The sequence below is a fragment of the Streptomyces krungchingensis genome (assembly GCF_054729265.1).
The window spans coordinates 1,322,651-1,340,844 of the sequence record NZ_JBPUKY010000001.1; the positions used below are offsets into that span (position 1 = coordinate 1,322,651).

Sequence of the window (18,194 nt, forward strand, 5' to 3'; positions counted from 1 at the left end):
AACCATTCGCAGAGCCGCGAGATGATCTCATTCGGCCGCTGTTCGTCCGCGATCTCCCGGCACCAGATCCGCGAGATCGGCTGCCGCCCGCTGGATCAGCAGCCGGCCTTCTTCGGCGTTCGCCCCGGTGGGATCGCCGAGGACACCGTTGGCGGTGACGGCGGCCAGCCCGGCCTCGCGGAGCCTCGGAAGGAGGCTCTCGACGGCGGCGGTGTTTCCGGCCTCGGCCGCCTGAAGCCTTACGAGGTGGGGCGCCAGCGCCAGCATGACGGAGGTCTCCGTTCTGCCCGCGTGCGCATCGCCTCCCCAGCGTGGGCCCCATCCCAGGACGTCCTGTCCCTCGGCACGCAGCCGGCCCACGGCCCGGGTGACGGGCTGTGCGTTGCCGCCATGTGCGGAGACCAGGATGACCCGGGGGAACGTCAGGGTCGCGGACCGCACCAGCTCGACCAGGAGCAGTTCGACGGCTTCCTGACCGATCGACAGCGTGCCGGGGAACCCCTGGTGCTCCCCACTGGATCCGAAGGCCACCGCCGGGGCCACGACCACATCGCGGACCTGCCGGGCCAGGCGCTCGGCCAGGGCGACGGCGATGTCCGTGTCGGTCGACATCGGGAGGTGCGGCCCGTGCTGCTCGGTGGAGCCGACGGGCACGGCGAGGGTGGCCCGCCGCCGGGCGAGACCGGCGGCCTCGATCCACGTCACCGAAGCCAGTTCGGTCCTCATCCTCGGTGCGTCCCGGTCGATGACGGCCCTCCAAGAACGCGGGTGAAGCCCTGCGGGAGGACGACGTCGTCGGGGGTCAGTTCGTGGACCGAGGAGCGCCCGAGGCCCAGCAGGGCCGAGTCGATTCCGTCGCGCAGGATGTCGAGCACGTTCTCCACACCGGCCTGTCCGCCCGCGGCCAGGCCCCACAGGTAGGCCCGGCCGATCATCACGGCGCGGGCGCCGAGCGCCAGGGCCTTGACCACGTCGCTGCCCCGCCGGACGCCGCCGTCCAGAAGCACCTCGACCTGGTCGCCCACGGCTTCGGCGATGGCGGGCAGGGCGCGGATGGTGGCCGGGGTGCCGTCGAGATTGTTGCCGCCGTGGTTGGAGACCGAGATCGCGTCGGCGCCCACGTCCACGGCACGCTGGGCGTCGTCGAGGCGGATGATGCCCTTGACGAGGAACGGTCCGCCCCACTCCTCGCGCATCCACCGCACGTCGTCCCAGGTAGGCGGCGGGGTCTGCATCCATTCGCCATAGGCGCCGAAGAAGGTCGGGGCCTCGTCGCCGACGGCGGTGACGTTCGGGGTGGTGAGGTCCGGAAGCCGCCGGCTTCGGGCGAAGGCGAGCAGCCACCGCGGGTGTGTGATGCCCTCGGGGGCGAAGCGCGCCATGGCCTTCAGGCCGAGGCGTTCGGGGATCCAGGGGCTGCCCCAGTCCCGGCCGTGCGAGAACGACCAGTCCAGGGTGACGATCAGGCCCTTGGCCCCCGCCTCACGAGCACGCTGCATCTGGGCGAGCATCGAGTCCTTGCCGCCCATCCAGTACATCTGGAAGAACGTCTGCGGGTTGGCCGCGACGACCTCCTCAACCGGCTTGCCGGCGAAGGAACTCAGCCCCATCGCGGTGCCCCGTGCCGCCGCCGCGCGGGCCACGGCGACCTCGCCGTCGGGGTGCACGGCCTGCACTCCGGTCGGAGAGATGATCACCGGGAGCGAGACGGGCTGGCCCAGGACCGTGGTGGCCTGCTCGCGCTCGACGGACAGGTCCGCGACATGCGGAGCGAAACCGACCTCCGCGAAGGCGGCCATGTTGTCCTGGTAGGTGGTGCCACGCTCGGATCCGGCGAGCAGCGCGCCGTAGACCGATCCCGGCAACCGTCGCTTCGCCCGGCACTGCGCCACGGCGACGGTCTCGAACCATGCGTTGGGCATGACGCTCCTTTCCTTCTCGCACGCGGCTGACGTGACGTCAACTCGTGCTGGTTCAGCGGATGTCGAGTCCGGCCAGCGGACTCTCGTCGCACATGCGGTCGGGGCGGCTGTCCCTGCGCGTGAGGATGCCGAGGAGTACGGGCTGTCCCCGCACCGGCCCCCTGTGGGAGTGATCATCGCTGGGGCGAGGCGCGCCGGAGCGGTCGCCGGCGAGCGCCGCCTGCGCGTGGCCCTGTACGCACTCGGGGTCCGGCCCGTCCAGCGGCAGACCGGTGAAGAACTTGGCGGCCATGCATCCGCCCCGACAGGCGTCGTAGGCCGAGCACTTGGTGCAGGCGCCGCCGGTCTGCGGCTCCCGCAGTTCCAGGAACAGCGGCGACTCCCGCCACACCCGGGCGAAGCCTCCCTCGTCGCGCACACTGCCGGCCCGGAAGGCGTCGTGGATGGCGAACGGGCAGGCGTACACCTCGCCCACCGGGTCGATCAGACAGACCACCCGGCCGGCACCGCACAGGTTCAAACCGGGCAACGCCTCACCGTAGGCGGAGAGGTGGAAGAAGGAATCGCCGGTGAGCACCTGCTCGCCGTTCGCCACCAGCCAGTCGTACAGCTGTCGTTGCTGCTCGGCGGTGGGGTGCAGCTCGTCCCACACATCGGCACCGCGGCCGGAGGGCCGCAACCGGGTGAGCCGCAGTTGCGCCCCGTACCGGTCGGCGAGGTCCTTGAACTCGTCCAGTTGCCCGATGTTGTGGCGGGTGGCCACCACGGAGATCTTGAATCCGGCGAAGCCCGCCGCGGCGAGATTCTCCATGGCGCGCAGCACGGTGTCGTACGAACCCTCGCCGCGCACCGCGTCGTTGACCTCGGCGGTGGCTCCGTCCAGGGACAGCTGAACGTCCACGTAGTCGCTGCCCGCAAGCCGCCGCGCGACCTCGGGGGTGATCCGGACCCCGTTGGTGGAGAACTTCACGCCCACGTGGTGGGCGGTGGCGTAGTCGACCAGCTCCCAAAAGTCGGGGCGGACCGTCGGCTCACCGCCTCCGATGTTGACGTAGAAGACCTGCATGCGCTCCAACTCGTCGATGACCGACTTGCATTCGTCGGTCGTCAACTCGCGCGGGTCGCGCCGCCCGGAGCTGGACAGGCAGTGCACGCAGGCGAGGTTGCAGGCGTAAGTCAGCTCCCAGGTCAGGCAGATGGGAGCGTCGAGGCCGTGCTGGAAGTGGTCCACGAGGCGAGCCGCCCGGACCGGCCTCGCCGGACTCGCGGAAGCGAGTGACACGGCGCCTCCTCTCTTGACGATGGGCGTCAGCACGGCGCGGCACGCCCCGCGCGCTCGGTGATCATGTGAGACGCCGCCAGCGTGGCCAGCGCGTCCCGATAGCGCCTCCACTCGGCGGGTTCGACACCCACGTGCCGGCACGCGTCCGCCGCACTCGGGTGGTCGGCCAGCGACGTCACGGCGGCGAGCAGCTTGCGGTCCTTGAGGAACGACAGCCGCCGGGTGCCGAAGTGGTAGAGCAGCGCCCCGAAGGGCTCGGGGCGGACGGCGACCTGGGGATGTACGTCCCAGGCCGCGTCGAGGTCGAATCGCGCGCCGGCGGTACGCGGGCCGGCGTCCACGGAGGTGTGCGCGGGCATCGCGGGCGTTCTAGTAGACGCCGCACATGCCGTCGATGGACACGTCCTCGATGAGCAACTCGTCCTCGATGAGCTGCTCGTCCGTCACGGCGCGCAGGTCGGTGGTGGCTGTCGGGGCGGAAGTCTGCGGCTCATTGCTCATGAGAGAACCCCTCGTCGTCCGGACGCGGCCGTTCGCCGCGTCGGAGGCACAACGTAACGGCACCGAGTGCCGAAATGAAGACCATGCACAAAATTTGATATGGGAAATATGACAGGCGGAGGAAACCGGCGGCGAAGGCTTGTCGGGAGGAAGCCGGAGGGCCATGCTGAGGACCCGTCCCCCTTTCCGCACCGACCCCATGGTCGGCTCTCCGTGCTGCCCGAGGACGCCTGGTGATCGACGTTCCACCGCTGCCTGCCGCCTTCCGGCTCCGCCCCGACCCCGGCCTGAACGTCCTGCGGTACGGAAGAGTCCTGCTCGGCGGCGCTCCATACCGTTTGATGCGGCTGACGCCACAAGCTGTTCCGGTCATCACCGGATGGCTCGACGGGAAGCCGGTCGGGGACAGGCGGCCGGCCGGGCTGCTGGCACGTCGTCTGGTCCAGGCGGGGATGATGCATCCGCTGCCCCCGCCGGCCTCCCCGCGCCCGTCGGTGACGGTCGTGGTGCCGGTCCGGGACCGGGCCGAGCAGCTCGCGCGGTGTCTGTCCGGTCTCCGGGACGGCCTGGAGGTGATCGTCGTGGACGATGCCTCACGGCGTCCCGCGGCGGTGGCGGACGTCGTACGGGCGGCCGGTGCCAGGCTGGTGCGCCGCGCCGTCAACGGCGGACCCGCGGCCGCGCGGAACACCGGACTCGCCCATGCCACCACGGAGTTGGTCGCGTTCGTCGACTCGGACTGCCTTCCGCGTCCCGGCTGGATCGACGCCCTGCTCCCCCACTTCGCGGACCCCGCCGTCGCCGCGGTGGCGCCGCGGATCGTGGCGGACGGGCCGGGGCATGGGCTTCTCGCCTCGTACGAAGCCGAGCGCTCGGCCCTCGACATGGGGACCGAGGAGTCGATCGTCCGGCCCGGCGCGGCCGTGCCCTACGTGCCCGGCGCCGCGCTGCTCGTGCGCCGCGCCGCGGTGGGACGGGGGTTCGACGCGACCCTGCGTGTCGGGGAGGACGTCGACCTGGTGTGGCGGCTGGCGGCCGCCGGACTCCACGTGCGCTACGACCCGTCGGTGACCGTGGCCCATGTCCACCGCACCCGCCCGCGCCAGTGGGTCGCCCAGCGCATCCAGTACGGCGGTTCCGCCGCGCCGCTCGCCGCCCGGCACCCGGGAACGCTCCCGGCGACGGCGATGGCGGGGTGGAGCGCGGTCGCGTGGGGTCTGACGCTCGCGCGACGGCCCCTCGCCGGCGCCCTGGTCACCGTCGGCACGACCGCGCTGCTCGCCCGTAAGCTCGCGGCCTGGTCCGACCGGCCGTGGGCCACGGCGGCCCGACTGGGCGGCGGCGGTACGTTGCTGGCGGGCGAGCAGCTGGGCCGGACGCTGACCAGGGCCTGGTGGCCGCTGGCCCTGCCGCTGGCGGCGGCCGTACCCCGGACGAGGCTTCCCTTGGCCGCGGCCGCGGTGCTCGCCCCGCTGATGGAGTACCGGCGCAGCCGCCCCGGCCTTCCGGTGCTGCCCTGGACGGCGATTCGCCTCGCCGATGACGTCGCCTACAGCCTGGGCGTCTGGCGGGGCTGCCTTCGGGAGCGCACGACAGAGCCGCTGCGGCCGAAGCTCTGGTGGTTCTCCGCCGACGGCATCACTCCTCCTGCCGAGCGCACCCGTGGGTGAGAGCGCCGGGCGAAGGGCCGCCGATGTGATCGTGGTCGGGGCGGGAGCCTCCGGCGCGGCTCTGGCGGCACGGCTGAGTGAGGACTCCGCGCGAACCGTGCTCCTGCTCGACGCCGGGCCGGTCCCCGAGCGTCCACCGCTCTTCGCGCCCGGGCTTCTCGGCGCCGTTCCTGCCGGGCTACGGGACGCCTTCCCGCCCGAGCTGCTGGACGCACGGCTGGTCCCCGGCGCGCAGCCCGGCCACCCGGCCGTCCAGCGGTACGCCGCGCATCTCACGTCCGAGCGTCCCTACACAGTGGTCCGCGGGCGCGGTCTCGGCGGTTCGACCACCGTGAACGGCGGCTATTTCATCAGGGCCCGGCGCGAGGACTTCGACCGCTGGTCGGCGGCCGGCAACCCGGCCTGGGCCTACGAGCGGGTGCTCCCCCTGCTGCGCGCGCTGGAGACGGATCTCGACTACGGCGCCGGTGAACTGCACGGCGGTGACGGTCCGATGCGCATACGCCGCGTATCGCTTTCCCATCCCGCCACGGCGGCCTTTCGCGCGGCGGCGGAGGAACTCGGTCATCCTCTCGAGCCCGACAAGAACGACCAGGCACCGCCGGGCTTCGGCCCCGTACCCTCCAACGCCGTCGACGGTCTGCGGCTCAACACCGGCATCGGTTACCTCCTGCCTGCCCTGGCTCGCCCCAACCTCACCGCCATCGGTGACTGCCCCGTTCGCCGGGTCGTCGTCCGGCGCGGCCGCGCATGCGGGGTGGTCGTCCGGCGAGGCGGCCGAGAGACCGTCCTCCACTGCGGGGAAGTCGTCCTGTGTGCCGGCTCGTTCGTCACCCCTCAACTGCTCCAGCTGTCCGGCATCGGGCCCCGGCCCGCCCTCGAACGATTCGGCATCCCCGTCGTCAAGGACGCCCCCGCCGTCGGTACCCGCTTCAGCGACCACCCCCAACTCGTCCTGGAGTGGGCTCCCCGGCAGGATGCGGGCGCGCCCGACGCATCGTGGCTCGGCGGCTGCCTGCACCTGTCCTCCTCGGACCGCACGTATCCGGGCGACCTCGAGATCCTGCAGTCCCTCGTGCCGATCGCCGGGCTCGTCGGCGGCACTCCGTCCGTCGCCGGCGCACCGCTGGCGTTCCTCGTCTCGGTCCAGTCACCGGCCTCGACCGGCCGGCTTCGCATCCAGTCCGCCGACCCCGCCCTGCCCCCGCTCATCGAGTACGGCTATCTCGCCACGCCGGACGACCGCCGCCGCCTGCGTGAGGTCGTCCGCGCAACGGCGGAACTCGTCGCCACCCGCGCCTTCGACCGCGTCTCCGAAGGACGGTTGCTCCAGCCCGGCCCCGAACTCCTCGACAGCGACGACGCGTTGGACCAGTGGATCAGCCGCAACCTCGGTACGTCCCACCATGCCTGTGGGACCGCGCCGATGGGACCGGACGCACGCACAGCGGCGGTCGACCAGTACGGCAGAGTCCACGGTGTACCCGGGCTCCGGGTGGCGGACACCTCCCTCCTCCCCACGGCTCCGCTGCGTGGTCCTGCGGCTACGGCCGTACTCATCGGGGAGTTCACGGCCGACGCCATGCGCCGCGACCTCACCTGAGCGCAGCACCGGCAGCAGCCCCGAGCGCCGCTCACCTGGTTCCCGTGACTCCCGCATCCATGACCGCGAGGCCCACCGTCAGCTGCCGAACGGCCCTGTCCATCAACTCCGTCAGATCGGATTCCGGCTCGGCCAGCCAACTCTCGTACGCCGCGAGAGCCGCTCCGAGGGAGGCGTGACCGATCAACCGGGGCCCCATGTCGGACGGACGCGAGCCGGTGCGCCGTGCCGCGAACTCCGTGACGATTTTCCGCCAGGCCCGGTAGCGCAGCGTGGCGTCCGCCTGGAGCGTGGGAACGGTGAGGATCAGCTCCATGCGCTGGCGGTGCCACGGCACTTCGGCGGGGTCGAAACGGTTGAACTCGATCACCGCGCAGCGCAGCGCGTCCATCATCGGCAGCATGGGGTCCGCCGCGAGCAGGCGCTCCAGGCGGGCCAGTTGACGCCCGAAGTCACCCCACACGAGATCGTTCTTCGAGGCGAAGTAGCGGAAGAAGGTACGGCGACCGATGCCGGCGGCGGTGGCGATGTCGTCGACCGTTGTCCGCTCGAATCCTTGCCGGGCGAACAACTCGAACCCGATCCGCTCAAGTGCCTGGACCGACGTGGCCGGCGGACGCCCCGTCCTGGCACCGTTCGGCCGCGACTCCACACGCACTCCCTCCCGGTCAGGAGGGGAGGTTACCCGAGACGGAAGAAGATGGAGCCGTCGGGACGCGGTGACGTGATCGCCTGCCGAACGGGCACCGGCTCATGCATCGGGCGTCAGTGGATGCGCAGCGCGCGCATCCGGTTGTAGAGCGTGGACCGGCTCATGCCGAGTGCGCGTGCCGCCTGGAGTTTGTTGCCCCCGGCTGCCTCGATGGCCGCGACGATGATCTCCCGCTCCGCTTGGCGGAAGGGCGAGACGGGTGCCGGCACCCCGCGGTGCGAGGCGGGCAGGTCCGAGGCGATGATGTCGCCCGCCGAGCGGGTCCTGGCGACGATCTGGATCACGCGGCACAGCTCCGCGAGGTTGCCCGGCCAGGGTTGGGCAGCCAGCACCCGCAGGCTGTCGGGCGTAAGTCGCCTGTGTCCGGGGCCGGTTACGTCGGCCAGCATGCGCTGGGCCAGTCCGGGGATCTCGTGCCTGCGACGGCGCAGGGGTACCAGATCGCGGCGGGCGCCGCACAGGGCTGCCAACGACGCGTGGACGCCGTCCAGGTGACCTCCCGGTGTCGTGGTCATCACGGTCATCCGCCGGGTGCCGCGAAGGCATCTCGCCAGGAGCAACGTCACCTGTTCGGAGAGCAGTTGAATGTCCTCGATGACGACGGCGGGTCCGTCCTTCTCGAGCAGTGCCACCAGGTTCGAGACCCAGGCCTGCTCGCCGTGCCGAACGACATCCGTCGCGTCGAGCGTGATCGAACCCGGTCCCACGGCCCGACGTGCCTCGGTCGTGCGGCCGCTGCCCGGCTCCCCGACGACCAGCAATGGCCAGCCGGTGGCGGTGCCCGCACCCCGAGTGCCGCGTCGGCCGTGCTGCTCCGGGACGATGTCGACCAACGCCCCCTCGACGCCGTCGACCGGTGCGCACCTCAGCCAGACGGTCCGGCCGGAGACCAGGGTCAGCCGATGGGTCACTTCGCCTTCGCCGCGCATTCCCTCCGCGCACGCCTGGACCGCCGCGTGGTCGGCAGGCTCCAGCAGGTCGAGCGCGGCCGGCGTGGCCAGCACGAGGCCGCGCCCGACCACCAGAACCGGCCGCCTGGGAGAGCGCGCCGCCGCCTGGAACGCCGCCAGCAACCGGCGCTGGGCGCCGGAGGCGTCGAGCTGAAGCCGGTCCTCGATGTCCCGGACGACGCGTCGCACCAGGGGCGAGAACAGCCGGTGCTCGTCCCCCGCACGGCCTCCGATGTTCACAACGCCTTCGAGGCGGCGGGTGATCGGATGGATGATCGGATGCCCGTAGCAGGCGAACTCGTGGAACGCCGCCATGAAGTGCTCGTCTCCCCGTACGAAGAGTCCCTTCCGGGTCTCCACCGGTGTACCGACGGCGTTCGTACCCACCTGGTCCTCACCGAGCCTGACGCCCGGCACGATGCCCAGATCGACGAGGGCCCCGCCGAACGCCTTGTCCGCGCAGCGGATGTCGACGACACGTGCGGTGCGGTCGGCGAGCACGAAGGCGAACGGGGTGTCGTCGAGTTCCGCCCGCACCCGTTCCAGCACGGGACCGGCCGCGCGGGTCAGACCTCCCGCTCCGGCGACCGATTCCTGCTTGAGCCCCGGAGTGTCATCCGCGCGCAGGCCGTTCAGCCGGGATCGGGTCCACGAGGACGCGATCTCGGGCCGTGCCTGTCCGACGTGGGCTTCCCGGGAGGTCCTGTACACGCGAGGCCACCTCTTCTCGCCGGACACATCGGCCTCTGACTCGTGGCGCCCGCCCGGGGGTGCTGACTCGCACTCGCTACGCCGATGCAGTCCCGCTCAGTGTTCTGGAGCACGTAATCCTCAGGAAACATTATATAACATCTACGAGTTGCGACAGGTCGGCGTACGCCCCGTCTTGCCTGTTCCTCCACCGGCTACGTCAGCCGTGAAGCGCGGGGGTGTCCAATTTCCTGGACGTTCACGCGCCTGAATCCTTCCTACCTTTGGGCAGGAGCGGCCGAAGGGGTTCGCCAGCACGACCGGAGGGGCGCAGACAGTGTCGACTGTGACCGAGAAGGCTGCCGTTGAGCGGCAGGGTGTTCCGCACTACCGGATGTTCATCGGGGGCGAGTGGGTGGACTCCGATGAGCAGTACGAGGTGATCAATCCCGCTACGGAGGAGCTGGTCGCCACCGCGGCGAAGGGTACGACGGCGCATGCGGACGCGGCGGTCGCGGCGGCGAAGCGGTCGTTCGAAGAAGGGGTGTGGCGCAATACGCCGCCGGTGGAGCGGGCCGCCGTCCTGGACCGGGTCCTCGCCACGCTGGCGAGCCGGATGGACGAACTCGCCGAGCTCGGTTCCCGCGAATGCGGCTTCCCGCTGCGTCTGTCCCAGGCGATCAGTGTCGGTTTCCCTCTCATGCACATCCAGCACTTCGCCGACCTGACCCGCGCCTACGAGTGGGAACGCCCCGGACCGGTCACCGGGCAGGCGCTCAACGCCCAGCTGGTGCGCCGGGAGCCCATCGGTGTCTGCCTGGGCATCGTGCCCTGGAACTTCCCTCTGGTCCTGGGCGCGTGGAAGGCGATCCCGGCGCTCGCGGCCGGCAACAGCGTGGTCATCAAGGTCGACGAGAAGACCCCGACGGCCCAGCTCGAACTCGCCACGATGCTGCGGGACGCGGGCCTGCCCGACGGCGTCTACAACGTGGTCACCGGAGACGGTGAGACCGTCGGTGCCCACCTGGTCGCCCACCCGGACGTGCGCAAGGTGTCCTTCACCGGATCCACCGAGGTCGGCCGCGAGGTCATGCGCACCGCCGCGGAAACCATCAAGAAGGTCACCCTCGAACTCGGCGGCAAGGGTCCCAACATCGTCCTCGACGACGCCGACCTGGACGCGGCCGTCGACGGCTCCCTCTACGCCTTCCTCCTGCACGCCGGCCAGGCCTGTGAGTCCGGCACGCGGCTGCTGCTGCCCACCGCGCTGCACGACGAGTTCGTCGAGCGGCTCATCGCCCGCCTGAAGACGCTGAAGATCGGCAACCCACTGGACGCGGGCACCGACATCGGCCCCGTGATGAACGCCGTCCAGCGCGACCGGATCCTCGGGTACATCGAGCGTGGCAAGAAGGAGGGCGCCACCCTGGCCCACGGCGGCACCAGCCCCAGCGGGCCCGGTTTCGAGAAGGGCTTCTGGGTCGAGCCGACCGTCTTCACCGACGTCACCAACGACATGTGCATCGCCCGCGAGGAGATCTTCGGCCCGGTCCTGTCCGTGCTGCGCTACGACTCCGTGGACGAAGCCATCAAGATCGCCAACGACACGGAGTACGGCCTGTCCGCCGGCGTGTGGAGCCAGGACGTCCAGCGCGCACTCGACGTCGCCCGCCGGCTCCAGGCCGGCAGCATCTGGATCAACGACTGGCACAACATCTCCCAGCACATGCCCTTCGGCGGCTACAAGCAGAGCGGCAACGGCCGGGAACTCGGCCCCGACGCCCTCGACGAGTTCACCGAGGAGAAGGCCATCACGATCGACCTCACCGGCCACGTCTCCCGACGCGCGTACGGACTCGTCATCGGCACACCGCCCGCCACCGCCTGAGCACACCACCACTGACCGCGGCCGCCCGGCAACTCGTTCTCCGAGTTGCCGGGCGGCCGTCGTCCTGCGGGTGGGCAGCCCGTCAGGCGGCCCGGGCACGGGGCACCACGCACATCGCCCAGCCCTCCACGGCCACGTCGCCGTTCTGCCGGGTGCAACGCAGCTCCAGGTCCACTTCGAGACCGTCGTCACCCGTCCGCCACCCGGTCACGTCGCCCGTGCACGTCAGCACGTCCCCCGGCCAGACCCGCTCCGCGAACCGCATGCGATACCGCCGCACGTTCTCGACGCCGAACCACCGCGCCACCCACGCGCCCAGCAGGCCGCCCTGGTACATGCCGACGGAGAAAGGGCTGGGGTGGCCGGCCTGCCGAGCGAACTCCTCGTCGTGATGGACCGGTTGCATGTCTCCGGACGCACCTTGGTATCTCACGAAGTCGGTCCGCGTCACCGGCCCGACGACCAGAGGATCCGGGCGCGCCGGGATGTCCCCCGCGTTCATGCGTGCCCTTCTCCCAGTTCGACGGACGTCTTACGGGACTCCGCCACCAAGTGACCTTCCTCATCTCTGAATTCGGTCACGGCGACCATGAAGGTCATGTCCCCGCCTCGGCGTCCGGTCTTGCGGAAGACTTCCTCGACCCTCGTCGCACACGTCAGGCGGCTGCCCACGCGAGGAGGTCGGCCGAAGAAGACGAACTCCTGCTCCGCGTGCAGTCCCCGCGTCACATCCAACCCCGACATGGCGATCGGGTCGGCCGACTCGTCGTGCCAGAGGTCCTGGGTGCACAGAAAGGTCGGAAGGACGCAAGGCGTCTCGTCGGGCGAGTCCGTGGAATCGGTCGCGCCGACCGCTCGTACGAACTCGCGGACTTTGCCGAGTTCCACGAGCATCGTGAACGAGGGACTGGTCTTACCGACGATATCGGCGTCCACAACTGTCCCGCTCCTCAGTCGAATTCGATGATGCCGCGGATGTTCCTGCCGGCCTTCATGTCGTCGTAGCCCTGCCCGACTTCGTCGAGGCGGTAGGTCCGAGTGATCAGTTCGTCGAGCTTGAGCTGCCCGTCGCGGTACATGCGCAGCTGCCGGGGGATGTCGGCGTTGGGGTTGCACTGGCCGAACAGCGACCCCTGGATACGCTTCTGGAGCATCGCGATCTCCCACGGGTTGATCGGCATCCCGTCCGTGGAGTTCATGTCTCCGAGGCCGGTCACGACGACCGTGCCCGCCTTACGGATCGCCTGGAAGGCCTGGGCGACATGCTCCCCCGTGGTGACACCGACCGTCACGATCGCCTTGTCCGCCCCCTGCCCGTCTGTGACGGACCGCGCGAAATCGGCCGCCTCCTCGATCGTCGGGAAGGAGTGCGTCGCCCCCAGCTTCTCGGCAGTCTCCCGCTTGAACTCGACAGGATCCACCGCGATCAGCGTGCCCGCGCCCGCGTGCGCCGCGCCCTGCACCGCGTTGATGCCTATGCCACCCACGCCCATCACGATCACGACCTCGCCCGGCATCACCTCGGCGGCGTACACCGCCGAACCCCAGCCGGTACCGACACCGCACCCGACCAGCACCGCCTTGTCCAGCGGCAGGTCCTGGTCCACCTTGACCGCGGACTGGGTCGACACCACCGTGCGCTCGGCGAACGTGCCCAGCCCGCACACCTGACCCACCGGCTGCCCGTCGAGACTGAACCGGAAGCTGTCGAGGTCGTCGAACCGCGACCCACGCAGCGTGTACGCGCCGAGATTGCACAGGTTGCTCCTGCCCTCGGCACACCACCGGCAACGCCCGCAACTGGGAAGGAAGGAGAACACGACGTGGTCCCCCACCTCCCAGCCAGGCGTGTCGGGGCCCACGGCCTCGACGACACCGGCCCCCTCGTGCCCCATGACGATGGGATAGTGAGCGAGTACCAGATCGCCCGTCTGGGCGTGGTCGTCGGAGTGACACAGACCGGCGGCCGTCAGCTTGACCTGGAGTTCGCCCTGACGCGGCTCGTCCAGGTCGAGGTCCACGACCTCGAATTTCCCAGGGCTGTTCCGAATGATCGCGGCTCGAGTCCTCACGATTGCCTCCTTGTACTTTGTGCGTGTGACAGACCGATTCACCAAAGAAGCAGTGCGGTCATCGGTCCTCCTTGCCGTGCGGTGTGCCGAGCTCGGCGAGCTCGGGGCAGTCCAGCGTGCCGGGCGGACGCCGGAGGTTCGGGTCGACGACGCTCGGCAGGGTTCCGACTTCGTCGTCCCCGCAGCGGACCCGGTCGGCGGAGTCCGTGTCGATCAGCCCGGACCGTTCGGCTTCGCCGAAGTGGGACACCACGGTCGCTTTGATGCCCGTGGAGGCGAAAACGTCCCGCCAACGGGCCGCCGGATGCTGGAGAAAGGCGTCGGTCAACAGCCTCACCGCATCACGGCCGTTCCCGTCCCCGGCGGCCTCCACGGTCAGACCCAGTACGGCGACGAGCCGGTCCCATGAACGGTCGTGCAGTGCGTACACCGCGACGAACCGACCATCGGCCGTGGGGTAGATGTGATAGCGCGCGCTGCCGCCCCCCAGGAAGTCCTGCCGCGGATCGGGCCAGGAGCCCCGTGCCTGTCGCTGCACGAAGTGCCGGTAGCCGAGCGCCTGGAGATTGTGGGCCATGGAGATCTCCAGCGAGGTCCCCCGCCCGGTGCGCTCTCGCCGGTGCAGCGCCAACAGGATGTTGATCAGCGCGGGATAGGTGCCGCCCGCGATGTCCGCCACGCTCGTCGCCGGCAGTACCGGGGCGCCCTCAGCGGACAGTGCGGCGCCGAGCAGCCCCGAGTCCGCCATGAACGCCAGGTCGAACCCGGCCCGTTCGGCGTGCGGCCCGGACGAGCCGTATCCGGTGATCGCGCAGTGGATGAGCCTCGGGTTCCTCCGGCTGAGCTCGTCGTAGCCGAGGCCCCGGCGTTCGGCGACACCGGGCCGCTCCTGGACGATCACCACGTCGGCGGCCGCGGCCAGTTCCAGGACCGAAGCCCGGTCCCCGGGATCGGTCATATCGGCGCCGAAGGCACGCTTTCCGCGATTGAGCATCGCGTACATCGCACTGACCCGCCCCGGTCCCAGCAGGGGTTCGAAGAACCGCAGCGGATCACCGGATCCCGCGGGCTCGATGCGTACGACGTCCGCGCCCGCCTCGGCGAGGACCAGCGACGCGAACGGGCCGGGGAGGAACGCGGAGAAGTCGAGCACCCGTATCCCGTGCAACGGCGCGCCGGCGTCTTCAGCACCAGGTGGCGGGGCGGGCCACCTCCCTGTCGTCGAAGGACGACCGTCCTCCTGACGATCTCTCAGCTCCGCCATGTCTCGGCCGCCTCCGCCAGGGTCGCCGTCCGGGAAACCGGTGGAGTCGGCGCAATGGTGCCGGCCGCGGACGAGAAGCGGGGCGCGCCGGCCGCGACCAGGCCTTCCGGGCCGTCCACGAGCGTCCCCCGCGCCTCGATGTGCGGATGCGTCACGGCCTCGTCGAACGAGAGGACCGGCGTCACACAGGCGTCGAGATCCCGGAAGACCTGTTCCCAGTGGCCGCGGGGATGCCGCCCGAACGCGTCGGCGAACGCCTTCTCCACGACCGGTCGGCCGTCGGGGTCGTCCTGCGCCGGGAGATCCACCCCGTCGAGCCCTAGTCCTGCGACCAGGTTCGCGTAGAACTGCGGCTCGATGGCGCCCACGGCCATGTGCCGGCCGTCGCTGCACGCGTAGGTGCGGTAATAGGGCCGTCCGCCGTCGAGCAGGTTGTCCTGCCGACGGTCCGACCACAACCCCTGACCGCGCAGTTCGAGGATCGGCTGCAGGAGGGTGCAGGTGCCGTCGACGGTGGAGATGTCCACGACGTCGCCTTGTCCGGTGCGGCTCCGCTGCAGCAGTGCCGCCAGTACGCCGGTGACGACGAACATGGCGCCACCGCCGTAGTTGCCCACCAGGCTCAGTGGGGGCACCGGCTCGTCGGCCGTACCGATGGCGTGGAGCGCGCCGGTCAGGGCGATGTAGTTGATGTCGTGCCCGCCGCGCCCGGACAGCGGACCGTCCTGGCCCCAGCCCGTCACCCGCGCGTACACGAGGCGCGGGTTCATCGCCCGGCACTCCTGGGGTCCCAGCCCGAGGCGCTCGGCGACCCCTGGCCGGAAGCCCTCGATCAGCACGTCCGCGTGGCGGACGAGGTCCGTAAGGCCGCCGCGGGCACGCTCGTCCTTCAGGTCCGCGACGACGATGGTGCGCCCACGCTGCACGTACGCGTTGCCCTCGCGCTCGTGAACGGCCGCCGTCGGCCGGACGACGCGTACGACGTCGGCCCCCATGTCGGCCAGCTGCATTCCGGCATGAGGACCCGGTCCCATACCGGCGAGTTCCAGCACCCGGATGCCTTCCAGGGGCCCGCTCATGCGGTCGTCCTCGCCCGCGGGAACCGGCGGCCGGCCGCCCCTGCGGAGATCCGTCGCGCCGCATCCTCACGCAGCCGGTTCTTGAGTACCTTTCCGAGGTCGTTGCGGGGCAGATCGTCCTCGAGGAACTCGACGTACTTGGGGATCTTGTATCCGGCGAGCCGGCGGGCGCAGTGCTCCCGCACGGCCTCGGTGTCGAGGGGTTCCTGCGCGGCGGGATCGCGTACGACGAAGGCGAAGACCGCCTCCATCGTCCGGCGGTCGGGCACCCCGACAACCGCGGCGGTCTTGATACCGGGCAACGTGGACAGCACCGTCTCGATCTCCGCGGGAGACACGCTGAATCCGTTCGGCTTGATCAGGTCTTTGAGCCGTCCGAGGTATTTCAGGTAACCGCCGGGCAGCACCTGGCCGAGGTCGGCGGAATGCAGCCAGCCGTCCTCGTCGATCAGCGCCTCGGTCGCCTCCAGGTCCTGGTAGTACCCCTGGGTGACCGCGGTGCCCCGCACCAGGACCTCCCCGGCCTCGCCCTCGGCGACTGCCGTGCCGGTCCCGGGGTCGGCGATCTTCAGCTCCACTCCGGGCAACGGGGTGCCGACCGTGGCCGTGCGGACCTCGACGGGATCGGCGACGCTGGTCATGGTGCTGACGCCGCCGGACTCGGTCATGCCCCAGCCGTTGTGGTACTCGGGAACGCCAAGTTCCTCCCTGATGGCGGCCGCCACCTCGAGTGTCAGAATGCCGACGCCCGTGCGCAGGGAGCCCAGGTCGTAGTCCGGCCGCTCCGGCGCGTCGATGATGTCCTGGAACATCGAGGCGACGCCGTACATCGTCGTGCATCGCTCCTGCTCGATCAGGCGCATGCAGTCCGGTGCCGAGAAGGAGTCGAGCAGCACGAACGTACCGTGATGGCTGAGGATCGCGATCAGCCCGTGGGCGCAGCTGAACGCCGAGGCGAGCGGCAGCACGAACAGCATCCTGTCCTCCGGGGTCAGCCGTTGCCGCTCCCCGCTCAGGAAGTTGTTGGCGACGATGTTGCGATGGCTCAGCATCACCCCCTTGGAACGCGACGTCGTCCCCGAGGTGAACAGGAGCAGGAACATGTCATCCGGGGAGACATCGGTTCTCGGTGCGGGTTCGCCGGCGTCGAGTGAGCGGCGACCGCGCTCCGCCACTTCGAAGAACGAGCGTGTCCCCCGCGCACCGGTCTCACCCACCACGACGACCTCGCGCAGGCTCGGCACGGCGACGCTCGACCACCGGCCGGGCCCGGCCGCGTCGATCTCGGGGCAGAGCGAGCGGAGCGCGTCGAGGTAGTCGTGCCGCCGGAACCGGTCCTGCATAACAACGGCCTTCGCCCGGGAGGCGTCGAGAACGTGCCGGCACTCGTCAACGGTGTACCGGGGGTTCAACGCGACCAGGACCGCTCCGAGTCGGGCCACCGCGAAGTAAGTGACGAGCCACTCGGTGCGGTTGACCATCCACACCGCGACCCGGTCGCCTCCGGTGACGCCGAGCTCCCTCAACCCCTGTGCGAACCCGTCGACTTGGGCATCGAGGTCCTCGTAACTGAGTCTCTCCGACCCACAGACCACCGCCTCGCCTCTCGGCCGGTCCCGTACGGCGGACTCGAAGACATCCAGGACAGTTGCCTCGGCCCACGGCTTCATCATCTGCGCGTCCTCTCTGCTCTGCCTCGAAAGCGGGAACCCCGGGTCCGTCGTGCGGCCGGTGGTCCGGATCAGGGGGCGGCGATCAGTGGAGAGTGGTCAGTGGTCGACGACGATGACCGTGTCCTCGACGTCCGCCCGAGTGGTGCGGAACCGGTTGACCGGATGCTCGGTGTCGGCGTAGCCGAAGGAGACCGCGCACACGATCAGCCGGTCCTGCGGAATCCGGAAGAACTCACGCACGTGGTCCGAGTGCATCGCGATCGCCGCCTGCGGAATCGTCGCGACGCCCAGCGACGTGGCGGCGTTGATGAGGTTCGCGACGTAACCGCCGCAGTCGACCGCCCCGTACACACCCTGATCCTGATCGGTGGTGATCACGGCGACATGCGGCGCACCGAAGAACTCGAAGTTCCTCAGTCCCTGCGCCTCACGGGCGTCCCAGTCCTCCCGCGCGATCCCCAGACTGGCGTACAGCGCGTAACCCGCCCCGCGCCGACGCTCCTTGTAGACACCGCGGTACTCCGCCGGCGTCTCCAGGTCGGGCGTCGGCTGATGGGTCTTCGCGTGGTCGGTCAGACTCGCCGCGAACCGTCCGGTCGCCTCGCCCTTCGTCAGATACACCTGCCACGGCTGGGTGTTGCACCAGGACGCCGTCCGCTGCGCGATCCCGAACATCTCCGCGATCACGTCGTCGGAAACCTCGTCCGGCAAAAACGCACGGCAGCTCCAGCGATCACCGAGCAGCCTCTTGAACCCGACGGGTGCAGCCGCCTCCGCGGACCCACCCCTCGGGCGGTCAGCCACGGAACGTACCTGGACTTCGAGGGCTTCTGACGTGCTCACGAGACTCCCTTTGCGCGCCGCCATGCGGCGACCTGTCGGTGTCGA

The 18,194-nt window shown here is 70.3% G+C and carries 17 protein-coding genes; 3 read left to right on the forward strand and 14 right to left on the reverse strand.

All coding sequences use genetic code 11. The features are described from left to right. Positions 1-27: 27 nt before the first annotated feature. From mftE to mftA, 5 genes are read right to left on the reverse strand one after another with little or no spacing between them, the layout of a single operon-like run. The gene (gene mftE, locus ACSYGO_RS06035; RefSeq protein WP_460386004.1) at positions 28-726 is read right to left on the reverse strand and encodes a mycofactocin biosynthesis peptidyl-dipeptidase MftE; all 699 of its coding nucleotides are present in this window, start codon (positions 724-726) and stop codon (positions 28-30) included. After that, positions 723-1,922, reverse strand: coding sequence for a pre-mycofactocin synthase MftD (gene mftD / locus ACSYGO_RS06040; protein ID WP_460386005.1), 1,200 nt, complete (start codon positions 1,920-1,922; stop codon positions 723-725). Before mftD ends, mftE begins: the two co-directional genes overlap by 4 nt. Positions 1,923-1,974: 52 nt before the next feature. After that, positions 1,975-3,204, reverse strand: coding sequence for a mycofactocin radical SAM maturase (gene mftC / locus ACSYGO_RS06045; protein WP_460386006.1), 1,230 nt, complete (start codon positions 3,202-3,204; stop codon positions 1,975-1,977). 26 nt (positions 3,205-3,230) lie between these two features. Continuing rightward, positions 3,231-3,563: a mycofactocin biosynthesis chaperone MftB gene (gene mftB, locus ACSYGO_RS06050; protein ID WP_460386007.1), complete on the reverse strand. Its 333-nt coding sequence runs from the start codon at positions 3,561-3,563 to the stop codon at positions 3,231-3,233. Positions 3,564-3,573: 10 nt separating this feature from the next. Beyond that, on the reverse strand, positions 3,574-3,705 hold the full coding sequence (mftA, locus tag ACSYGO_RS06055) for a mycofactocin precursor MftA (protein WP_426678279.1): 132 nt from the start codon (positions 3,703-3,705) through the stop codon (positions 3,574-3,576). A gap of 233 nt (positions 3,706-3,938) precedes the next feature. On the opposite strand from mftA, the gene mftF reads away from it, so the two are divergent. Next, positions 3,939-5,375: a mycofactocin biosynthesis glycosyltransferase MftF gene (gene mftF, locus ACSYGO_RS06060; RefSeq protein ID WP_460386008.1), complete on the forward strand. Its 1,437-nt coding sequence runs from the start codon at positions 3,939-3,941 to the stop codon at positions 5,373-5,375. Continuing rightward, the gene (gene mftG / locus ACSYGO_RS06065) at positions 5,368-6,978 is read left to right on the forward strand and encodes a mycofactocin dehydrogenase MftG (RefSeq protein WP_460386009.1); all 1,611 of its coding nucleotides are present in this window, start codon (positions 5,368-5,370) and stop codon (positions 6,976-6,978) included. Before mftF ends, mftG begins: the two co-directional genes overlap by 8 nt. A gap of 31 nt (positions 6,979-7,009) precedes the next feature. On the opposite strand, the gene mftR is transcribed toward mftG, so the two are convergent. Both mftR and ACSYGO_RS06075 read right to left on the reverse strand, forming a co-directional pair. Then, positions 7,010-7,630, reverse strand: coding sequence for a mycofactocin system transcriptional regulator (gene mftR, locus ACSYGO_RS06070; RefSeq protein ID WP_460386010.1), 621 nt, complete (start codon positions 7,628-7,630; stop codon positions 7,010-7,012). A gap of 113 nt (positions 7,631-7,743) precedes the next feature. After that, on the reverse strand, positions 7,744-9,351 hold the full coding sequence (locus ACSYGO_RS06075; RefSeq protein WP_460386011.1) for a sigma-54-dependent Fis family transcriptional regulator: 1,608 nt from the start codon (positions 9,349-9,351) through the stop codon (positions 7,744-7,746). 325 nt (positions 9,352-9,676) lie between these two features. Here ACSYGO_RS06075 and ACSYGO_RS06080 point away from each other — a divergent pair, with 325 nt between their 5' ends. Next, complete coding sequence (locus ACSYGO_RS06080; protein ID WP_460386013.1) at positions 9,677-11,218, forward strand: aldehyde dehydrogenase family protein; 1,542 nt, start codon at positions 9,677-9,679, stop codon at positions 11,216-11,218. 82 nt (positions 11,219-11,300) lie between these two features. On the opposite strand, the gene ACSYGO_RS06085 is transcribed toward ACSYGO_RS06080, so the two are convergent. The 7 genes from ACSYGO_RS06085 to ACSYGO_RS06115 form a co-directional block, all read right to left on the reverse strand. After that, complete coding sequence (locus tag ACSYGO_RS06085) at positions 11,301-11,720, reverse strand: MaoC family dehydratase (protein ID WP_460386014.1); 420 nt, start codon at positions 11,718-11,720, stop codon at positions 11,301-11,303. Then, positions 11,717-12,154, reverse strand: coding sequence for an FAS1-like dehydratase domain-containing protein (locus ACSYGO_RS06090; RefSeq protein WP_460386015.1), 438 nt, complete (start codon positions 12,152-12,154; stop codon positions 11,717-11,719). Before ACSYGO_RS06090 ends, ACSYGO_RS06085 begins: the two co-directional genes overlap by 4 nt. 14 nt (positions 12,155-12,168) lie before the next feature. Further along, a complete protein-coding gene (locus ACSYGO_RS06095) occupies positions 12,169-13,290 on the reverse strand; it encodes an NDMA-dependent alcohol dehydrogenase (protein WP_460386016.1) in 1,122 nt (373 codons plus the stop codon). Between the two features lie 58 nt (positions 13,291-13,348). Then, positions 13,349-14,458 carry a CaiB/BaiF CoA transferase family protein gene (locus ACSYGO_RS06100; protein WP_460386017.1) on the reverse strand — a complete coding sequence of 370 codons (1,110 nt, stop codon included), beginning with the start codon at positions 14,456-14,458 and terminating at the stop codon, positions 13,349-13,351. 83 nt (positions 14,459-14,541) lie between these two features. Beyond that, a complete protein-coding gene (locus ACSYGO_RS06105) occupies positions 14,542-15,633 on the reverse strand; it encodes a CaiB/BaiF CoA transferase family protein (RefSeq protein WP_460386018.1) in 1,092 nt (363 codons plus the stop codon). Next, complete coding sequence (locus ACSYGO_RS06110) at positions 15,630-17,306, reverse strand: AMP-binding protein (RefSeq protein ID WP_460386020.1); 1,677 nt, start codon at positions 17,304-17,306, stop codon at positions 15,630-15,632. Before ACSYGO_RS06110 ends, ACSYGO_RS06105 begins: the two co-directional genes overlap by 4 nt. A gap of 96 nt (positions 17,307-17,402) precedes the next feature. Then, entirely contained in the window at positions 17,403-18,149 is a 747-nt protein-coding gene (locus tag ACSYGO_RS06115) for a nitroreductase (protein WP_460386021.1), read from the reverse strand. Positions 18,150-18,194 lie beyond the last annotated feature (45 nt).